The sequence below is a fragment of the Pseudomonas sp. LBUM1648 genome, from assembly GCF_059716145.1.
In genome coordinates this window covers 1,006,228-1,023,457 of sequence record NZ_CP166808.1, presented here as the reverse complement: position 1 = coordinate 1,023,457, position 17,230 = coordinate 1,006,228, and the positions used below count along the sequence as shown (strand labels likewise).

At 59.2% G+C, this 17,230-nt stretch carries 22 protein-coding genes; 14 read left to right on the top strand and 8 right to left on the bottom strand.

What is annotated here, in order from left to right:
• Nucleotides 1-32 precede the first annotated feature (32 nt).
• Together ACA043_RS04485 and ACA043_RS04480 are read right to left on the bottom strand one after the other, a co-directional pair.
• On the bottom strand, nucleotides 33-719 hold the full coding sequence (locus ACA043_RS04485; protein ID WP_497658678.1) for an LrgB family protein: 687 nt from the start codon (nucleotides 717-719) through the stop codon (nucleotides 33-35).
• Nucleotides 709-1,095, bottom strand: a complete 387-nt coding sequence (locus ACA043_RS04480) for a CidA/LrgA family protein (RefSeq protein ID WP_497658677.1) — start codon at nucleotides 1,093-1,095, stop codon at nucleotides 709-711. The genes ACA043_RS04485 and ACA043_RS04480 overlap by 11 nt, the downstream gene beginning before the upstream one ends.
• 98 nt (nucleotides 1,096-1,193) lie before the next feature.
• On the opposite strand from ACA043_RS04480, the gene ACA043_RS04475 reads away from it, so the two are divergent.
• Nucleotides 1,194-2,081 (top strand): LysR family transcriptional regulator, encoded by an 888-nt coding sequence (locus ACA043_RS04475; protein ID WP_497658676.1) that lies wholly within the window; start codon nucleotides 1,194-1,196, stop codon nucleotides 2,079-2,081.
• On the opposite strand, the gene ACA043_RS04470 is transcribed toward ACA043_RS04475, so the two are convergent.
• Nucleotides 2,071-2,526, bottom strand: coding sequence for a flavodoxin (locus tag ACA043_RS04470; protein WP_187676814.1), 456 nt, complete (start codon nucleotides 2,524-2,526; stop codon nucleotides 2,071-2,073). The two genes, ACA043_RS04475 and ACA043_RS04470, sit on opposite strands and share 11 nt — an antisense overlap.
• Before the next feature lie 153 nt (nucleotides 2,527-2,679).
• On the opposite strand from ACA043_RS04470, the gene ACA043_RS04465 reads away from it, so the two are divergent.
• Together ACA043_RS04465 and ACA043_RS04460 are read left to right on the top strand one after the other, a co-directional pair.
• The gene (locus ACA043_RS04465; protein ID WP_187676813.1) at nucleotides 2,680-3,156 is read left to right on the top strand and encodes a PAS domain-containing protein; all 477 of its coding nucleotides are present in this window, start codon (nucleotides 2,680-2,682) and stop codon (nucleotides 3,154-3,156) included.
• 54 nt (nucleotides 3,157-3,210) lie between these two features.
• A complete protein-coding gene (locus ACA043_RS04460; RefSeq protein WP_187676812.1) occupies nucleotides 3,211-3,816 on the top strand; it encodes a hypothetical protein in 606 nt (201 codons plus the stop codon).
• A gap of 3 nt (nucleotides 3,817-3,819) precedes the next feature.
• On the opposite strand, the gene ACA043_RS04455 is transcribed toward ACA043_RS04460, so the two are convergent.
• Entirely contained in the window at nucleotides 3,820-4,779 is a 960-nt protein-coding gene (locus tag ACA043_RS04455) for a MerR family transcriptional regulator (protein WP_401267918.1), read from the bottom strand.
• A gap of 195 nt (nucleotides 4,780-4,974) precedes the next feature.
• On the opposite strand from ACA043_RS04455, the gene ACA043_RS04450 reads away from it, so the two are divergent.
• The 6 genes from ACA043_RS04450 to ACA043_RS04425 all read left to right on the top strand — a co-directional run bounded on the left by ACA043_RS04450 (nucleotide 4,975) and on the right by ACA043_RS04425 (nucleotide 7,981).
• The gene (locus ACA043_RS04450; RefSeq protein ID WP_305441452.1) at nucleotides 4,975-5,550 is read left to right on the top strand and encodes a putative antibiotic biosynthesis monooxygenase; all 576 of its coding nucleotides are present in this window, start codon (nucleotides 4,975-4,977) and stop codon (nucleotides 5,548-5,550) included.
• Nucleotides 5,551-5,620: 70 nt separating this feature from the next.
• The gene (folM, locus tag ACA043_RS04445) at nucleotides 5,621-6,331 is read left to right on the top strand and encodes a dihydromonapterin reductase (protein ID WP_497658675.1); all 711 of its coding nucleotides are present in this window, start codon (nucleotides 5,621-5,623) and stop codon (nucleotides 6,329-6,331) included.
• A 21-nt stretch (nucleotides 6,332-6,352) separates the two neighbouring features.
• Nucleotides 6,353-6,913, top strand: coding sequence for a GTP cyclohydrolase I FolE (gene folE / locus ACA043_RS04440; RefSeq protein WP_187676808.1), 561 nt, complete (start codon nucleotides 6,353-6,355; stop codon nucleotides 6,911-6,913).
• Entirely contained in the window at nucleotides 6,914-7,285 is a 372-nt protein-coding gene (folX, locus tag ACA043_RS04435; protein WP_053117178.1) for a dihydroneopterin triphosphate 2'-epimerase, read from the top strand.
• Nucleotides 7,286-7,353: 68 nt separating this feature from the next.
• Nucleotides 7,354-7,650: a DUF1244 domain-containing protein gene (locus ACA043_RS04430; RefSeq protein ID WP_187676807.1), complete on the top strand. Its 297-nt coding sequence runs from the start codon at nucleotides 7,354-7,356 to the stop codon at nucleotides 7,648-7,650.
• Nucleotides 7,643-7,981 carry a HopJ type III effector protein gene (locus tag ACA043_RS04425; protein WP_497616476.1) on the top strand — a complete coding sequence of 113 codons (339 nt, stop codon included), beginning with the start codon at nucleotides 7,643-7,645 and terminating at the stop codon, nucleotides 7,979-7,981. The genes ACA043_RS04430 and ACA043_RS04425 overlap by 8 nt, the downstream gene beginning before the upstream one ends.
• A gap of 102 nt (nucleotides 7,982-8,083) precedes the next feature.
• Here the strand turns inward: ACA043_RS04425 and trxB are convergent, their stop codons facing one another.
• The gene (gene trxB / locus ACA043_RS04420) at nucleotides 8,084-9,046 is read right to left on the bottom strand and encodes a thioredoxin-disulfide reductase (protein WP_095190882.1); all 963 of its coding nucleotides are present in this window, start codon (nucleotides 9,044-9,046) and stop codon (nucleotides 8,084-8,086) included.
• 311 nt (nucleotides 9,047-9,357) lie between these two features.
• Here trxB and cysZ point away from each other — a divergent pair, with 311 nt between their 5' ends.
• Together cysZ and ACA043_RS04410 are read left to right on the top strand one after the other, a co-directional pair.
• Complete coding sequence (gene cysZ, locus ACA043_RS04415; RefSeq protein WP_187676805.1) at nucleotides 9,358-10,110, top strand: sulfate transporter CysZ; 753 nt, start codon at nucleotides 9,358-9,360, stop codon at nucleotides 10,108-10,110.
• A 40-nt stretch (nucleotides 10,111-10,150) separates the two neighbouring features.
• A complete protein-coding gene (locus ACA043_RS04410; protein ID WP_497658674.1) occupies nucleotides 10,151-11,350 on the top strand; it encodes a glycosyltransferase family 4 protein in 1,200 nt (399 codons plus the stop codon).
• A 126-nt stretch (nucleotides 11,351-11,476) separates the two neighbouring features.
• Here the strand turns inward: ACA043_RS04410 and ACA043_RS04405 are convergent, their stop codons facing one another.
• The 3 genes from ACA043_RS04405 to ACA043_RS04395 form a co-directional block, all read right to left on the bottom strand.
• A complete protein-coding gene (locus tag ACA043_RS04405; protein WP_497658673.1) occupies nucleotides 11,477-12,580 on the bottom strand; it encodes an NADH:flavin oxidoreductase in 1,104 nt (367 codons plus the stop codon).
• 157 nt (nucleotides 12,581-12,737) lie between these two features.
• Complete coding sequence (locus ACA043_RS04400) at nucleotides 12,738-13,220, bottom strand: glutathione peroxidase (protein ID WP_187676802.1); 483 nt, start codon at nucleotides 13,218-13,220, stop codon at nucleotides 12,738-12,740.
• Between the two features lie 124 nt (nucleotides 13,221-13,344).
• Nucleotides 13,345-13,830: an FKBP-type peptidyl-prolyl cis-trans isomerase gene (locus ACA043_RS04395; protein WP_187676801.1), complete on the bottom strand. Its 486-nt coding sequence runs from the start codon at nucleotides 13,828-13,830 to the stop codon at nucleotides 13,345-13,347.
• Here ACA043_RS04395 and ACA043_RS04390 point away from each other — a divergent pair.
• From ACA043_RS04390 to yihG, 3 genes are read left to right on the top strand one after another with little or no spacing between them, the layout of a single operon-like run.
• Nucleotides 13,799-14,125, top strand: a complete 327-nt coding sequence (locus tag ACA043_RS04390) for a DUF3565 domain-containing protein (protein ID WP_187676800.1) — start codon at nucleotides 13,799-13,801, stop codon at nucleotides 14,123-14,125. The genes ACA043_RS04395 and ACA043_RS04390 overlap by 32 nt on opposite strands.
• A 60-nt stretch (nucleotides 14,126-14,185) precedes the next feature.
• Entirely contained in the window at nucleotides 14,186-16,285 is a 2,100-nt protein-coding gene (pta, locus tag ACA043_RS04385) for a phosphate acetyltransferase (RefSeq protein WP_497616473.1), read from the top strand.
• On the top strand, nucleotides 16,286-17,191 hold the full coding sequence (yihG, locus tag ACA043_RS04380; RefSeq protein WP_187676798.1) for a 1-acylglycerol-3-phosphate O-acyltransferase, YihG family: 906 nt from the start codon (nucleotides 16,286-16,288) through the stop codon (nucleotides 17,189-17,191).
• Nucleotides 17,192-17,230 lie beyond the last annotated feature (39 nt).

Here is a 17,230-nt window from a genome sequence, read left to right as displayed (position 1 = left end):
CGGGTCAGCAACGCAAACACCTTGGATCCAGGTCAAAGCAACGACGCCAACAACGGCGCGGCGAACAGGTTGAGCAACCCGGTCAACACCATCACCAGACCCGCCACAGAGCCTTCTTCGCCGCCGACTTCATGCGCCCGACTGACGCCAGCACCGTGCGCGCCGACACCGAACAGCGCGCCACGCGCCAAGGCGCTGCGCAACGGCAACCACTTCAAGAGCACCCCGCCGAGCATCGCGCCGAACACGCCGGTGAACATCACGAACACCGCGGTCAGTTCCGGCACGCCACCCAGATCCTGCGCCAGCGGCATGGCGAACGGCGTGGTGATTGAACGCGGCACCAGTGACATCGTTACCGAACTGTCCAGCGCCAACGCCTTGGCCAGCCCGAACGAGGTGCCGATCGATGCCGCACTGCCGGCGACCATGCCCAGCAGCAATGCTGGCCAGTGCCGCATCAGCAGGCGCCGCTGCTGCCAGATCGGCACGGCGAAGGCGACGGTGACCGGGCCAAGCACCAGCATCAGCCAATGGGTATTGCTCGAATATTCGGCGTAAGCAGTGTGCAGCGGCACGGCGAGTGCCAGCAGCAACGCCGGTACCAGAATCAGCGGTGACAACAGGTATCGCCCGGTGCGGCGATAAATCCAGCGGCTGAACAGGTACGCCAACAGGGTGAAGGCGAGCCAGAACATCGGCATCAGTTCAAGCTTCATGGGAACGCCTCATGCGCACAGCCAACTCTACGGTGAACGCTGTCACCAGCATGACCATCAACGTGCTGGCGCCGATCACCAGCAGAATCCGCCAGCCGTCATTGCGCAACAGCGCGCCGTAATCCAGCAGGCTCATAAGCGCCGGAATGAAAAACAGCAACATCTCGGCCATCAGTAAGCCTGCGCCCAGTTGCAGCGCTGCGGGTTTGATCCAGCCAAAGGCGAACGTCAGCAGCAACAGCGCCATGCCGATCACGCCACCGGGAATCGGCAGGGCCAGCCACGTGGCGAGTCGGCAGCCGAGCAGGTAGAGGCCGAGCAACACGGCCAGCTCGGCGAATAAACGGGAAAGATACTTAAGGGTGGCGGCGTTCATATGGTTTTGCTCCTGACTGGAGCTCATTTTACGAAGCGACCTCCCATCCCTGAAGCGAATTGTTAGACTCAAAGCCATTCCAAAACGGAATCAGGCGAATGGAATTCAAACAGCTACGCAGTTTTGTCGAAGTCATGCATCAGGGCGGGTTTACTCAAGCCGCGAAAACCCTGCACATCAGTCAATCGGCGGTGAGTAAACAAGTCGCGCAACTGGAACAGAGCCTCGGCACGCCGTTGCTCGAACGGCTGGGCTCACAGTTACGCCTGACCGCCGCCGGCAGCGTGGTACTGCAACGGGCCGAAGGCATGCTGCGCTTGCGCAATGAGTTGCTCGTTGAACTGGACGACCTCAGCCACCTGGCCCGTGGCGAATTACGCCTCGGTTTGCCACTGCTGGGCAGTGATGCACTGTTTGCCGGGCTGTTTGCCGAATACCGCCGACGCTACCCGAACATCAGCATTCAGTTGCTTGAGGGGGGTAGTCGCAACATTGAGCAAGCGGTGTTGAGCGGTGAACTGGAGTTGGGCGGCAGCCTGTTGCCGAAAGATCCACAGTTCGACTTTCAGCCGTTCTGCGACGAGAAACTCGACGCCCTGTTACCGATGGATCACCCATTGGCGAAACGGGGTGAGATTGGTCTGGAGGAGTTGGCCGACACGCCGTTTCTGCTGTATCAGCGCAGCTTTGTGCTCAACGACCGTTTGCTGCAGGCCTGTCAGCAACTGGGTTTCACACCCAAAGAAGGTGGACGCAGTGGTCAGGCGGATTTTCTCGCGGCACTGGTGGCTGCCGGGCAAGGCGTGGTGCTCTTGCCCAGCGTGGTCGCGCGCGGCCTGGTGCGACCCGGCGTGGTGCGCCTGACCTTGCGAGCGCCGGACTATTTGCGCTGGGACATCGCGTTCATCTGGCGTCAGGGCGCTTATCTGTCGAACGCTGCACAAGCCTGGCTGGCCCTGGTGCGCGAGCGGCCGATCAACCCTTGAGTGTATCGATCAGCTGCGCCAACCAAGGCTCGGCGTCAGTTTCCGGGGTGACGCTTTCGCTGGCGTCGATGCGCAGCATGTCCTGCGCTTCACGCAGGCCAAGCTCGGCGAACAGTTCACGCATTTGCTCACCGCCACCGCAAAAGGTATCGCCGTAGCTGGCATCGCCCAAGGCAATCACTGCGCCCGGCAAACCGCGCCAGGCGGCCGGCAATTGATCACGAATGGTCGAATACAGCGGTTGCAGATTGTCCGGCAATTCGCCCATGCCGGTGGTCGAAGTCACCGCGAGAAACGCTTCAGGCGCGAAAGACTGGATATCGGCCAGGCTGGCGCGCGGGTTGTAGAAGGTTTCAAAGCCGGCAGCTTTCAGCAGGTTCTGGGCGTGGCGGGCGACTTCTTCGGCGGTGCCGTAGACCGAACCGGAGAGGATGGCGACTTTCATCAATCTGATCCTGAAACTGAAAAAATGAGCGGCGATATTAACAGCCTGAGCCAAGAAGTTGCGATTGGCTCTCAATGCGCATTGCTGGCCTATAGACAGCTTCCACTGATCTTTTAAAATGCCCGCCACTGACAACTCTGAAAGGATTCAAAGATGATCAACGCCAGTCTGCTGCAATTGGTAATCAACGCATCAAACGACGGAATTGTGGTCGCGGAGAAGGAAGGTGAACAGGACAACATCCTGATTTACGTCAATCCGGCCTTCGAACGCATGACCGGTTACACCAGCGAGGAAATTCTCTATCAGGACTGCCGCTTTCTGCAGGCCGGAGACCGGGATCAAGAAAGTCTGGAGCTGATTCGCGAAACACTGCGCCGCAATGGTTCATGCCGGGAAATCCTGCGCAACTATCGCAAGGACGGCACGCCGTTCTGGAATGAACTGTCGGTGTCAACGGTGAAAAACGCCGATGACGGGCAGACGTACTTTATCGGGGTACAAAAGGACGTGACCGTTCAGGTCAAGGCACAGCAAAGAGTGGCGCAGTTGGAGGCGCAGGTCGCGGCCCTGCAAAGTGAACTGGCTGCCTTGAAAGCGACGAACGGCGCAAACAAAACAGCGAACTGATGGTCAGTAACTACAATCACCAATGACTTTGTAACTATTACTTTCGAGCGCACCATGCAACGCGACGCCCTCCTGACCCAGGATGAGCTGGATTTCATCCAGACCATGCAGCACAACCCGCAATTGAACGTGCGGGATGCGACGTCGAGTCTATTGGTTAATGGTGGTTCGCAGATCCGTGATTTGCTCACGCGCCTGGCCGCTCATGAGCAAGTCACCATTCAGGCCAATTTCGAAAATCAACAGATGACTTTTCCACTGCACTTGGTGGAAGACGAGTTTCATGCGCTTCACCTGCGCCTCGGCGTGCCGAGCATTTACGAAGACGGCCCGATGGTGCGCCCATGGCGGCTTACCCTCGAAGAGCCGGTGGCGCTGGAAAACGCCAAAGGCCAACCGGGCACGATGTGGGTTCACGAGGTTTCGCACAAAGGCGTACTGCTGGAAATGCGCAACAAGACCAAACCCCCCAAGCATTTCGCGTTGTGGTTCAGCCCTTCCGGCTATGAGCGGATTTCACTGCGCGGCCAATTCGAACGGGAAACCGAAAGCGGTTTCTACGCCTACGAACTGAGCCAAAGCGATGCGGATGAAACCGAACGCCTGCGCCAGTTCATTCTGCAACAACACCGCCTGACCCATCCCGCCCTGCACACCTGAGCCTCAGGTATCGAGCTTGCCTGCCAGTATCTGCATCAGACGCTGACGCATCGTCGCCCCTTCGTTGCCAACACAACCAATCGAAGTTCCGCTGAGGCTTTCCTGTGCCAGATCGGATGCATCCCCCGCCAGCAGCAACTGACAATCAAGACTCAAGGCCAACCGATTCAAACGCCGTGGCAATTCCGCGGCCGGTGCGTGGTTGGAAAACAGCACCAGAGCCTGTGGCTTGATCTTCTCGCAAACCAGCGTCAGCTCGTCGAACGGCTGGCCGGTGGTGAGCACCCGCACGCCCGAATCGCTGCTACTGAGAAACAGCGCAGCCACCAGCAATTCAAGTTCGCGGCACTGACCGGCCAGGGCACTGACAATGATCTTGCGCGGCTGTGAGCCGCGCAGAACGATGATTCGCTGCAGCACCCGCGCGCGCAGGTATCCATCGAGAAACAGCCACTCACTGGTTTGACCAAAGGCTTCCTGACGCTGCAGCAATTGCCGCCAGAGCGGCATCAAGATGTCTTGAAACACGACCGGCAAAGCGTACGAAGAAAAAATCTGACCATAAACCCGATCCAGTTCGAAATCGTCGAAAGCACTGACCGCACGTTGCAACTGGTGCTGCCATTGCTGGTAGTCGGCCTGCACCAAATCATCGGGGATGATGTGTGCGAGCACCTTCAGCGGTTCGGTTTTAGCGAGGATCTTGCCAATCTTGCTGACCGCCACACCTCGGTCGATCCAATCGACGATGCTGCGAACGCGCTCGATATCTGACATCGAATACAAACGATGCCCACTTTCGGTGCGCGTCGGTTGAATCAAACCATAGCGTCGCTCCCAAGCGCGCAGGGTGACCGGGTTGACACCGGTCAACCGTGAAACTTCCCGAATGGGGAAAAGATCTTCGCGCTCGAGCGCAACAGATGCCTGCGAGGCAGGGCTGACGTCCGTCATGACAGGCATAGTACGTTCAACGTCCTTGTGGGCTTGGATCCTATTCTAACCCCGCGATGATCTGCGACGAAAGCCACTGGTTTAATCAGGAAAATAAGGAATAATCCTTGCTAGTTGAAATACGCAAGCCACTACCCAGGCCTGCGTCAGGCGAAACTCCTACCCGGAGCGACGCACCGAGATACGGAGATACGGAGATACATAATGTCTACTTCACCCGTTACGCTAATGGTCGCGCGCCGCGTCGCCGATGGCCGCTATCAGGATCTGATCATCTGGCTGCGCGAAGGCGAACAATTGGCCACCGACTTTCCTGGCTATCTGGGCTCCGGCGTGCTCGCCCCGCCGCCCGGCGATAACGAATTCCAGATCATTTTCCGCTTTGTCGATGAGCAGACTTTGCATGCGTGGGAGCATTCGGCTTCGCGTACAGCGTGGCTGGACCGTGGCAGCGATCTGTTTGCACACCCGAAAGAACACCGCGTCAGCGGCATCGAGGGCTGGTTCGGAACGGGCGCAATCGGTGCACGTCCGCCGCGCTGGAAACAGGCCGTTGCGATCTGGCTGGCGTTCTTTCCGGTATCACTGCTGTTCAACTTTGTCCTCGGCCCGCTCCTCGCAGACATGAGTCTGTTGCCACGGGTGTTGATCAGCACGGCCTGCCTGACGCCACTGATGGTTTACTTCTTTATTCCCTTGTCGACACGGTTGTTGGCGAACTGGTTGAACGGTGCGCCAACGCGCCCCTTGCCTGTTACGCCGTCAACACAAAATCGTTAAGGCAAGCCGCCGTAGTTCCACGGCACGCGTCGCTGGTATAGTTTCGCTCCAACCGCGATGCGAGCCACTCATGACCACAAATTGCGCCCCGATCCTGATCACCGGTGCCGGCCAGCGCGTCGGTCTGCATTGCGCGCAACGTTTGCTGGAAGACGGCCACCCGGTGATCTTCACCTACCGCAGCGAACGTCCCGGCGTGCAAATGCTGCGGGATCTGGGTGCCGTTGGTGTATTTGCTGACTTTTCCAGCGAAACGACCATCCTGGCATTCATCGCTGAATTGAAAGCTCTCACCGACAGCCTGCGGGCGATCGTGCACAACGCCTCCGAATGGCTGGCGGAAACTCCGGACAGTGAAGCCGAAGCGTTCAGCCGCATGTTCAACATTCACATGCTCGCTCCCTACCTGATCAACCTGCACTGCGCCGGTTTGCTCCAGCAATCGACGCCCGCCGACATCATCCACATCAGCGACGATGTCACCCGCAAGGGCAGCAGCAAGCACATCGGTTACTGCGCGAGCAAAGCCGGGCTCGACAGCCTGACCCTGTCCTTCGCCGCCCGCTACGCGCCAGCAATCAAGGTCAACGGCATCGCGCCGGCCCTGCTATTGTTCAATCCCGACGACGACGCGGTGTACCGCGCCAAGGCACTGGCCAAATCCGCGCTGGGCATCGAACCCGGCAGCGAAGTGATCTACCAAAGCCTGCGCTATCTGCTCGATAACCCGTATGTCACCGGCACGACCCTGACCGTCAACGGCGGACGGCACGTCAAATAACCCCGCCCGCGAGGATGTTCCATGACCCGCTCCCTGCCCGAGAATTACCGCGAAATCCTCATCGGCCTCGGTGAAGACCCCGACCGCGAAGGATTACTCGACACTCCGGTACGTGCGGCCAAGGCCATGCAATACCTGTGTCACGGTTATGAGCAGAGCGTCGACGCGATCGTCAATGGCGCACTGTTTGCTTCGGACAGCGATGAGATGATCATCGTCGCGGACATCGAGTTGTACTCGTTATGCGAACATCACCTGCTGCCCTTCATCGGCAAGGCCCATGTGGCGTATATTCCGACCGGCAAAGTGTTGGGGTTGTCGAAGATCGCGCGACTGGTGGACATGTTCGCCCGACGCCTGCAGATCCAGGAGAATCTCACCCGGCAAATCGCCGATGCGGTGCAACAGGTCACTGATGCCGCCGGCGTCGCCGTGGTCATCGAGGCCAGACACATGTGCATGATGATGCGCGGTGTCGAGAAACAGAATTCGACCATGAACACCTCGGTCATGCTTGGCGCTTTTCGCGACTCGAGCAACACCCGCCAGGAGTTCCTGCAATTGATTGGACGGAGCAAGTAAATGCCACAACTTCAACCGGGAATGGCGCGCATCCGGGTCAAGGATCTGCGCTTGCGCACCTTTATCGGGATCAACGAGGACGAGATCCTCAACAAGCAGGATGTGCTGATCAACGTCACCATTCTGTACGCCGCGCAGGAAGCGGTGCGTGATAACGACATCGACCATGCACTCAATTACCGCACCATCACCAAGGCGATCATCGCCCACGTCGAGGGCAACCGCTTTGCGCTGCTTGAACGACTGACTCAGGAATTGCTCGATCTGGTGATGAGCAACGGTTCAGTGCTGTACGCCGAAGTCGAAGTCGACAAGCCGCACGCGCTGCGTTTTGCCGAATCGGTGTCGATCACCCTCGCCGCCAGCCGCTGAGCGAGTCTGGCGCATTGGTCGCCAGACTTTTATCATCCGCGCCACGTATTGACTGCACAGAGCCCATCATGACCGAGCAACAACGCCTCGAACTCGAAGCCGCCGCCTTCCGCCGGCTGGTTGCGCACCTGGACAGCCGCAAGGACGTGCAGAACATCGACCTGATGAACCTTGCCGGGTTCTGCCGCAACTGCCTGTCGAAGTGGTACAAGGCCGAAGCCGACGAACGTCAGATCGAAGTCAGCCTCGACGACGCCCGCGAAGTGGTTTACGGCATGCCGTACGCCGAGTGGAAAGCCCAGTTTCAGCAAGAAGCCAACGCCGAACAACAAGCAGCGTTCGCCAAAGGAAAACCCAATGAGTGATCTCAACACCCTGCGCGCCAGCCTCAAAAGCGGCGAACACGTTTTCGCCGACACCCTGGCCTTCATAGCCGCCGGTTACGACTACCAGCCTCAGGCATTCAACAACGGTGGCGTGGAAAACGCCGCCGGGCAGAACGAAGGTTCGTGCAAGACCCTGGGTCTGGCGCTGCTGGAAGGCTTGAGCGATGAGGAAGCGCTGCTGGCGTTTGGCGAACATTACCGTTCGGTGGTGGCCACGCCTGAGGGCAGTGATCACGGCAATATTCGTGCGTTGATCGCTAGTGGTCTGGCCGGTGTGAAGTTCACCGCGCCGCCCCTGACCCGCCGCTAATCTCAGCCCCATTACATTCTCTGTGGGAGCGAACTTGCTCGCTCCCACATTTGAATGAACATAAAAAAACCGGCCGAAGCCGGTTTTTTTATGCCTGCGATCTTAGAACGAAGCGTTCTGCAGACCGTCCAGGTAACGCTCGGTGTCCAGTGCCGCCATGCAGCCAGCGCCGGCCGAGGTGATGGCCTGACGGTAAACGTGGTCAGCCACGTCACCGGCGGCAAAGATGCCTTCAACGCTGGTCGCAGTGGCGTTGCCGTCACGACCGCCCTGCACCACCAAATAACCGTCCTTCAAAGTCAACTGGCCTTCGAACAGCGAAGTGTTCGGAGTGTGGCCAATGGCGATGAACACGCCGTCGACTTTGATCTCGTCGAAGCTGCCGTCGTTGTTCTTCAGACGCGCACCGGTCACGCCCATGTTGTCGCCCAGGACTTCGTCCAGATTGGCGTTCAACTTGAGGATGATCTTGCCTTCAGCCACACGGGCATTGAGCTTGTCGATCAGGATCTTCTCGGCACGGAAGGTTTCGCGACGGTGGATCAGGGTCACGGTGCTGGCGATGTTGGCCAGGTACAGCGCTTCTTCAACAGCGGTGTTGCCGCCACCGACCACTGCAACAGGCTTGTTGCGATAGAAGAAACCGTCGCAGGTCGCGCAGGCCGAAACGCCTTTGCCCATGAACGCTTCTTCCGACGGCAGGCCCAGGTAACGAGCGCTGGCGCCGGTGGCGATGATCAGGGCGTCGCAAGTGTAGGTCGCGCTGTCGCCAGTCAGGCTGTACGGCTTGGAAGCGAAGTCCACGGCGTTGATGTGATCAAAGACGATCTCGGTTTCAAAACGCTCGGCGTGCTCGCGCATACGCTCCATCAGCACCGGGCCGGTGAGACCGTGAACATCGCCCGGCCAGTTGTCGACTTCGGTGGTGGTGGTCAGCTGACCGCCAGCCTGCATGCCGGTGATCAGCAGTGGCTTGAGGTTGGCACGGGCGGCATAGACCGCAGCGCTGTAACCGGCAGGGCCGGAACCGAGAATAATCACTCGCGAATGACGGACTTCAGACATGACCTGCTCCTGTTGACCGGGCCGAAAAACTGGCGCGGAACGCCGGACTGCCGGCGGGAATAAAAAAGGACCGTGGATAACCTTGGGGAAGGTATGGGCTCGACAGTCCTGTAAAAAGTTGGGTGCAGCGTATCGAGGGGGGCAAGATTAAGGAAATACGGTTTAACAATCCAGCTCATAGGTGGTCTCTATGCCGACACACTGACGAGATGGACGTCTTTGTTACAGTGGATGTCGATCACTCTGCCGCGCTTTCGCAGCCATTGCAAAGTCGGTAAGGTCGGCGCGTTTTCCCTTGCTCGGAGCACCTTATGCCCGCCCCTGTTCTGTCCGGCCCGCAATACCTGCGCGAAGGCCTCAAACTGGTCCTTAGCCCCAGCCTGCGATTGTTTGTGCTGCTGCCGCTGGCCATCAACCTGGTGCTGTTCGTCGGATTGATCTATCTGGCGGGCCACCAGTTCAGCCTGTGGGTCGATACGCTGATGCCGTCGCTGCCCGAATGGCTGAGCTTTCTCAGCTACATCCTGTGGCCGCTGTTTGTCGTGCTCGTCGCACTGATGGTGTTTTTCAGCTTCACCATGCTCGCCAACATCATTGCAGCGCCCTTCAACGGCTTCCTCGCGGAAAAGGTCGAAGTGGTGGTACGCGGCACCGATGACTTCCCGGCGTTCAGCTGGGGCGAACTGATCGCGATGGTCCCGCGTACCCTCGCCCGAGAAATGCGCAAGCTTGGCTACTTCCTGCCGCGTGCGATCGGATTGTTCATTCTCTCGTTCATCCCGGTAGTGAACATCATCGCCGCGCCCCTGTGGCTATTGTTTGGCGTGTGGATGATGGCGATCCAGTACATCGACTACCCGGCGGATAACCACAAACTGGGCTGGAACGAGATGCTCGCCTGGCTGCGCCAGAAGCGCTGGCAGAGCATGAGCTTTGGCGGGATCGTCTACCTGGTACTGCTGATTCCGGTGGTCAACATCTTGATGATGCCCGCCGCTGTGGCCGGGGCGACTTTGTTCTGGGTACGTGAGCGTGGTGCCGAGAATCTGGTGACTCAGCGCTAGACCCGTCACAAATCCATCATCCGAATGTCACAAGCACGACATGGCCTCAGCCGACACTGAGGTCATGACGACAGCTCTGCACATCACTCTGATCACCGAAACCTTCCCACCGGAAATCAACGGTGTGGCCAACACCCTTGGCCGCCTGTGCGATGGATTGCGCGCGCGTGGGCATCAGGTCGAATTGGTGCGTCCACGTCAGGCCGACGATCCACAGCGCAATGAAGACGACGCCCTGCTGCTGTGCCGGGGTTGGCCGTTACCGGGCTATCCTGGGCTGCAATGGGGTCAATCGTCGATGCACAAATTGCTGCGACGCTGGAAGCGCCAGCGCCCGGATGTGTTGTATATCGCGACTGAAGGGCCGCTGGGTTTGTCGGCGTTGCGGGCAGCGCGGCGACTGGGAATCTCGGTGGTCAGCGGCTTTCATACGAATTTCCAGCAATACACCAGTCAGTACGGCCTTGGTCTCTTGACCCGCATGCTTACGCATTACCTGCGCTGGTTTCACAACCGTTCGGCGCTGACGCTGGTGCCGAGCGTGAGCCAGCGCCTGGAGCTGGAGCGTCGGCATTTCGAGCGTCTGGCGCTACTGTCCCGAGGTGTGGACAGCCAGTTGTTTCATCCGGCCAAGCGTTTGAACGCTCTGCGTGAGCAATGGGGATTGGGCGAGCGAGACATTGCGGTGATTCATGTAGGACGGCTCGCGCCGGAGAAAAACCTTGGCTTGCTCAAACGCAGCTTCGAAAAACTGCGAAGCACTTATCCACAGCGCAATCTGAAGCTGATCGTGGTCGGCGACGGGCCGCAACGAATGGCATTGGAAAAGGATCTGCCCGACGCGATCTTCTGCGGCTCACAGCGCGGTGAAGTGTTGGCGGCGCACTATGCGTCGGGCGATGTGTTTCTGTTTCCGAGCCTGACCGAAACCTTTGGCAACGTCGTGCTGGAAGCACTGGCCTCAGGACTTGGGGTGGTCGCTTACGATCAGGCAGCAGCGGCGCAGCATATTCGCCATGGCTACAACGGCGTGCTGGCGATGCCCGGCGATGAAGAAGCGTTTTGCGATGCGGCGGCGTGGTTGCTTGAGGAAGAAGAAACGTTACGTTGCGTGCGCCTGAATGCCCGGCAGCATGCGAGTCGCCAAGGGTGGGCGGCGATCATTGAGCAGTTTGAAAGTCACTTGCGGGGGGCGTGTGTGGGGGAGCAGGTGGTGCCGAATGCTCAGACATTGCCCTGAATCTTTACTGACAGTGAAGGCGTCATCGCGAGCAGGCTCACTCCTACATTGATCGCATTTCATAAGGAAGAACACGGTCAATGGCAGGAGCGAGCCTGCTCGCGATAGCGTCAGTGAGAGCGCCCGTTAAACCAGCGTCATCAACGCCTCACGGCTGAACGGCAGAATGTCCTGCTCACGCCCTTCGCGTACTTTCAGCGCCCAGTCCGGATCGACCAGCAGGGCACGGCCCACCGCCACCAGATCAAACTCCTCTTTGTTCAGACGCTCCAGCAGGTTCTCCAGACTGGCTGGTTGAGCAACCTTGTCGGTGTTAACCATGAACTGCAGGAACTCACCATCCAGGCCGACGCTGCCGACAGTGATGGTCGGTTTGCCAGTCAGTTTGCGCGTCCATCCGGCCAGGTTCAGCTCGGAGCCGTCGAATTCCGGTTCCCAGAAGCGGCGAGTCGAGCAGTGGAAAATATCCACACCTGCGTCGGACAACGGTTTGAGGAACTCGCCCAACGCTTCCGGTGTTTGCACCAGACGCGCGGTGTAGTCCTGCTGCTTCCACTGCGAGAAACGGAAGATGATCGGGAAACCTTCTCCGACCGCCGCACGCACCGCTTGAATCAGTTCGATGGCGAAACGCGAACGGTTGGCCAGGCTGCCGCCGTATTCGTCGGTGCGCTGGTTGCTGCCTTCCCAGAAGAACTGGTCGACCAGATAACCGTGGGCGCCGTGGATTTCGACGCCGTCCATGCCAATGTTTTGCGCATCCTTGGCCGCTTGAGCGAACGCGGCGATGACGTCCTGAATATCCTGTTTGGTCATGCCGTGCACGACGACCTGACCATCCTTGAGTTTTTCCGTCGGGCCATAACCCGGCACGCTGGCATCCGGCTCGGTGCCGATGCGACGAACACTGCCGACGTGCCACAGTTGCGGAACGATCTTGCCGCCCTCAGCGTGTACGGCATCGACCACTTTTTTCCAGCCGGCCAAAGGCGCTTCACCAAAGAACTGCGGGACGTTCGGATAGCCGTTGGATGCCTGGTGGCCGACAGTGGTGCCTTCGGTGATGATCAGGCCCACACCCGCGGCTGCGCGGCGGCGGTAGTACTCGATGACCTTGGAGTTGGGTACGCCACCCGGGGAAAACGAACGGGTCATAGGCGCCATGACCACACGGGTCGGCAGTTCGAGGGCACCGAGGTGGAACGGTTTGAACAAGGCTTGAACGGGCATCGAAAGGCTCCACAAAAACGTTATCGAGGGCATAAAACCATATGACGGCGATAATATGCGTGAAGACATCAACGCGATAGCACTATTGATCTGAATGATTAAGGGACAAAAGGCAGGCAAAAAAAAATCGCAGCTCAAGGGCTGCGATTTTCGTGTTTCAGCTCAACGCTTTTTCAATCGCGTGCACGATGGTCGGATCATCCGGCGCCGTGCGCGGCGAGAACCGGGCCAGCACCCGGCCGTCCTTGCCGAGCAGAAACTTTTCGAAATTCCAGGTGATATCACCGGGAAATTCCGCGCCCTCGCCCGCCAGCAGACGGTAGAGCTGATGACGGTCGTGACCGTTGACTTCGAGCTTGCTCGACAACGGGAACGTCACGCCATAGTTGAGGCTGCAGAACTCTTGAATTTCCTGTTCGGTGCCTGGTTCCTGACCGGCAAACTGGTTGCACGGCAGGCCCAACACACTGAAGCCTTTACCTTTGAATTGCTGATGGAGGTTTTCCAGCGCCGCATACTGTGGGGTCAAGCCGCATTTGGAGGCGACGTTGACCACCAGCACGACTTGGCCCTTGAAGGGCGCCAGCGGTAGCTCCTGACCATCCAGGGCTGTCAACTTAAGGTCGTGAAAAGCACTCATGACGAACTCCAGGATTCCCGTGTTCTACTCGAAACAGCCACTTGGCGAGGCCACCAAGGACAGCCGCGGACTAAAAAGGCGCCCGCAGGCGCCTCTCCAGTTCTCAAAAGCTTAGCGCAGAAAATCAGTGGTGATGGCCACCTTCGCCATGGACGTGGCCATGAGCGACTTCTTCCTGGCTGGCGTCACGGATAGCAACGATCTTCACTTTGAAGTTCAGGCGCTGACCGGCCAGAGGGTGGTTGCCGTCGACAGTCACGTCGTCGCCGTCCAGGTCACGGATAGTGACGATTTGCATTTGGCCGTCCGGCGCCGAAGCGTGGAACTGCATGCCGACTTCCAGCTCGTCAACGCCTTCGAACATGCTGCGGCTCAGGGTGCTGACCAGCTCAGCAGCGTATTCGCCGTAAGCGTCTTCTGGCTCAACGGAAACGTCCAGCTCGTCACCAACAGCTTTGCCTTCCAGAGCTTTTTCCAGGCCCGGGATGATGTTGCCTGCGCCTTGCAGGTAGACCAGCGGAGCGCCGCCGGCGGAGCTGTCGATGACCTCACCAGCGTCGTTGGTCAGGGTATAGTCGATGGAGACAGCCTTATTGGCGGCGATCAGCATGGGGCGAGACCTTTTGCATAAGAATATAGAAAGGCCAAGTTTAGCGAAGCAATCGCGCGAAAGCGAACACAACCCGGACAAACGGGATTCGACGATCAGCGGCTTCCATCAGGACGAAGACGGTCACTGGGTGGTCGAGCTTTCCTGCGGCCACACCCAACACCTGCGCCATCAGCCGCCATGGCAATCGCGAGCGTGGGTGCTGGACCCGGCGCAACGTATTGAAAAAATAGGCCAACCCTTTGCCTGCGGTTGGTGCGCACAAGGCTCGGTTAGCGATAACCTTGGCGACTGAATTTCGGCAGATCGTCAGCTATAGACGACAGCCATTGCCATGCACCCTTAGAGAATTCGCATGCAAACTTTTTTTATCGCACCCACCGATTTTGGTGTGGGTCTGACCTCCATCAGCCTCGGGCTGGTGCGTACGCTTGAACGGGCCGGGCTGAAAGTCGGCTTCTTCAAACCGATTGCCCAGCCGCATCCCGGCGACACAGGCCCTGAGCGCTCCACCGAGCTGATGGCGCGCACCCACGGCCTGAAACCGCCGCAGCCGCTGGGTCTTGCCCATGTCGAGCGGATGCTCGGCGACGGTCAGCTCGATGAGTTGCTCGAAGAAATCATCGCCCTGTATCAGCAGGCCGCCGTCGGCAAAGACGTGCTGGTGGTTGAAGGCATGGTGCCGACCCGCAGCGCCAGTTACGCCGCGCGGGTCAATCTGCATCTGGCCAAAAGTCTCGATGCCGAGGTGATCCTGGTTTCGGCGCCGGAAAACGAAGTGCTCGCCGAACTCTCCGGCCGCGTCGAACTGCAGGCGCAGTTGTTCGGTGGCCCGAAAGACCCGAAAGTCCTCGGCGTGATCCTCAACAAGGTCAAGACCGACGAGAGCATGGACGCCTTCGCCGCGCGTCTGAAGGAACATTCGCCACTTCTGCGCAGCGGTGATTTCCGCCTGCTCGGCTGCATCCCGTTCCAGCCGGAACTCAACGCGCCCCGTACTCGCGACGTCGCCGACCTGATGGGCGCGCAAGTGCTCAACGCTGGCGACTACGAAACCCGGCGCATGACCAAAATCATCATCTGCGCACGGACCATGCGCAACACTGTCGAGTTGCTCAAGCCCGGCGTGCTGGTGGTAACGCCGGGGGATCGCGACGACATCATCCTCGCCGTCAGCCTCGCCGCAATTAATGGCGTGCCGCTGGCAGGCCTGTTGCTGACCAGCGACACCCTGCCCGATCCGCGCATCATGGACTTGTGCCGAGGTGCCTTGCAGGCCGGTTTACCAGTGTTGTCGGTGAGCACAGGCTCTTACGACACCGCCAATCTGCTCAACGGCCTGAACAAGGAAATCCCGATCGACGACCGTGAGCGCGCGGAGATCATCACCGATTTCGTCGCCAGCCATCTCGATGCCAACTGGCTGCATCAGCGTTGCGGCACGCCACGGGAAATGCGCCTGTCGCCAGCAGTGTTCCGCTATCAATTGATCCAGCGCGCCCAGGCCGCGAACAAGCGCATCGTCCTGCCCGAAGGCAGCGAACCGTTCACCGTGCAAGCGGCGGCGATCTGCCAGGAACGCGGGATTGCCCGTTGCGTGTTGCTGGCCAAACCCGAAGACGTCGAAGCGGTCGCCCGCGCCCAAGGCATTGTGTTGCCGCCGGGGCTGGAAATCCTCGACCCGGATCTGATCCGTGAGCGCTACGTCGAACCGATGGTCGCCCTGCGCAAAAGCAAAAGCCTCAACGCGCCGATGGCCGAGCAGCAACTGGAAGACACCGTGGTGATCGGCACCATGATGCTGGCGCTGGACGAAGTCGACGGGCTGGTCTCAGGTGTGATCAACACCACCGCCAACACCATCCGTCCGGCCCTTCAACTGATTAAAACGGCGCCGGGCTGCACGCTGGTGTCCTCGGTGTTCTTCATGCTGTTTCCCGAAGAAGTGCTGGTCTACGGCGACTGCGTGATGAACCCGCACCCAAGCGCCGCCGAACTGGCAGAGATCGCCCTGCAAAGCGCCGACTCGGCGGCTGCGTTCGGCATTACCCCGCGCGTGGCGATGATCAGCTACTCCAGCGGTGAATCAGCCACGGGCGAAGAAGTCGAAAAGGTGCGTGAAGCCACCCTGCTCGCCCACGAGCAACAGCATTCGCTGCTGATCGACGGCCCGCTGCAATACGACGCCGCCGCCAACGAAACCGTGGCCCGGCAATTGGCGCCAAACAGCCAGGTCGCCGGTCGCGCGACAGTGTTCGTGTTCCCCGACCTCAACACCGGCAACACCACCCACAAAGCCGTGCAGCGCAGCGCCGACTGCGTCAGCCTAGGCCCGATGCTGCAAGGCCTGCGCAAACCGGTGAACGACCTGCCGCGCGGCGCGCAGGTCGACGACATCGTCTACACCATCGCACTCACCGCGATTCAAGCCGCCAACCGACCTATGGATCTATAAATGCTGGATTTTCTACCTGCACCGCTGCGCGGCGTGATCGCCTCACTATTGTTGGCGCTCAACACGATTCTGCTCTGCTCGTTTCTGTTTTGTGTGGCGTTGATCAAGGCCCTGCCGTTCGCGATCACCCAGCGCGTTGCAGGATGGCTGATGAGCCACACCCACGAAGCCTGGATCAGCAATAACAAAGGGTGGATGAACCTGGTGCGCCGCACCCGCTGGCACCTCAGCGGTCTGCAAGGCCTGGACTACAAGCACTCGTACCTGATCACCAGCAACCATCAGAGCTGGGTCGATATCCTGGTGCTGCAATACGTGCTCAACCGCCGCATCCAGCCGCTGAAATTCTTCCTCAAGCAGGAGCTGATCTGGGTCCCGGTGATCGGTCTGGCCTGGTGGGCGCTGGGCTTCCCGTTTATGAAGCGCTACTCCAAGGCCTACCTTGCAAAGCACCCGGAGAAAAAAGGCAAAGACCTGGAAACCACCCGCAAGACCTGCGCGAAGTTTCGCAACAACCCCGTGGGGATTTTCAACTTCGTCGAAGGCACGCGCTTCACTGAAAGCAAGCATGCTCAACAGCAATCACCCTTCAAATACCTGCTCAAGCCCAAGGCCGGCGGCATTGCCTTTGTGCTCGATGCCATGGGTGAACAGCTGGAATCGATCGTCAACGTGACCATCCATTATCCGGCAGGGCGTCCGGGATTCTGGGACCTGCTGTGCGGCAACGTGCGGGACGTAGTGGTGCACTTTGAAGAGCTGAAGATCCCGCAGCAATTCATCGGCAAGAACTACGACCAGGACGGCGAATATCGCCTGCAGTTCCAGGGCTGGATCAACCAGCTGTGGCTGGACAAGGATGCGCTGCTGGAGCAAATGCACCGCGAATACCCAGCCAAACACTAACCCCCTGTGGGAGCGAGCCTGCTCGCGAAAGCGGTGGAT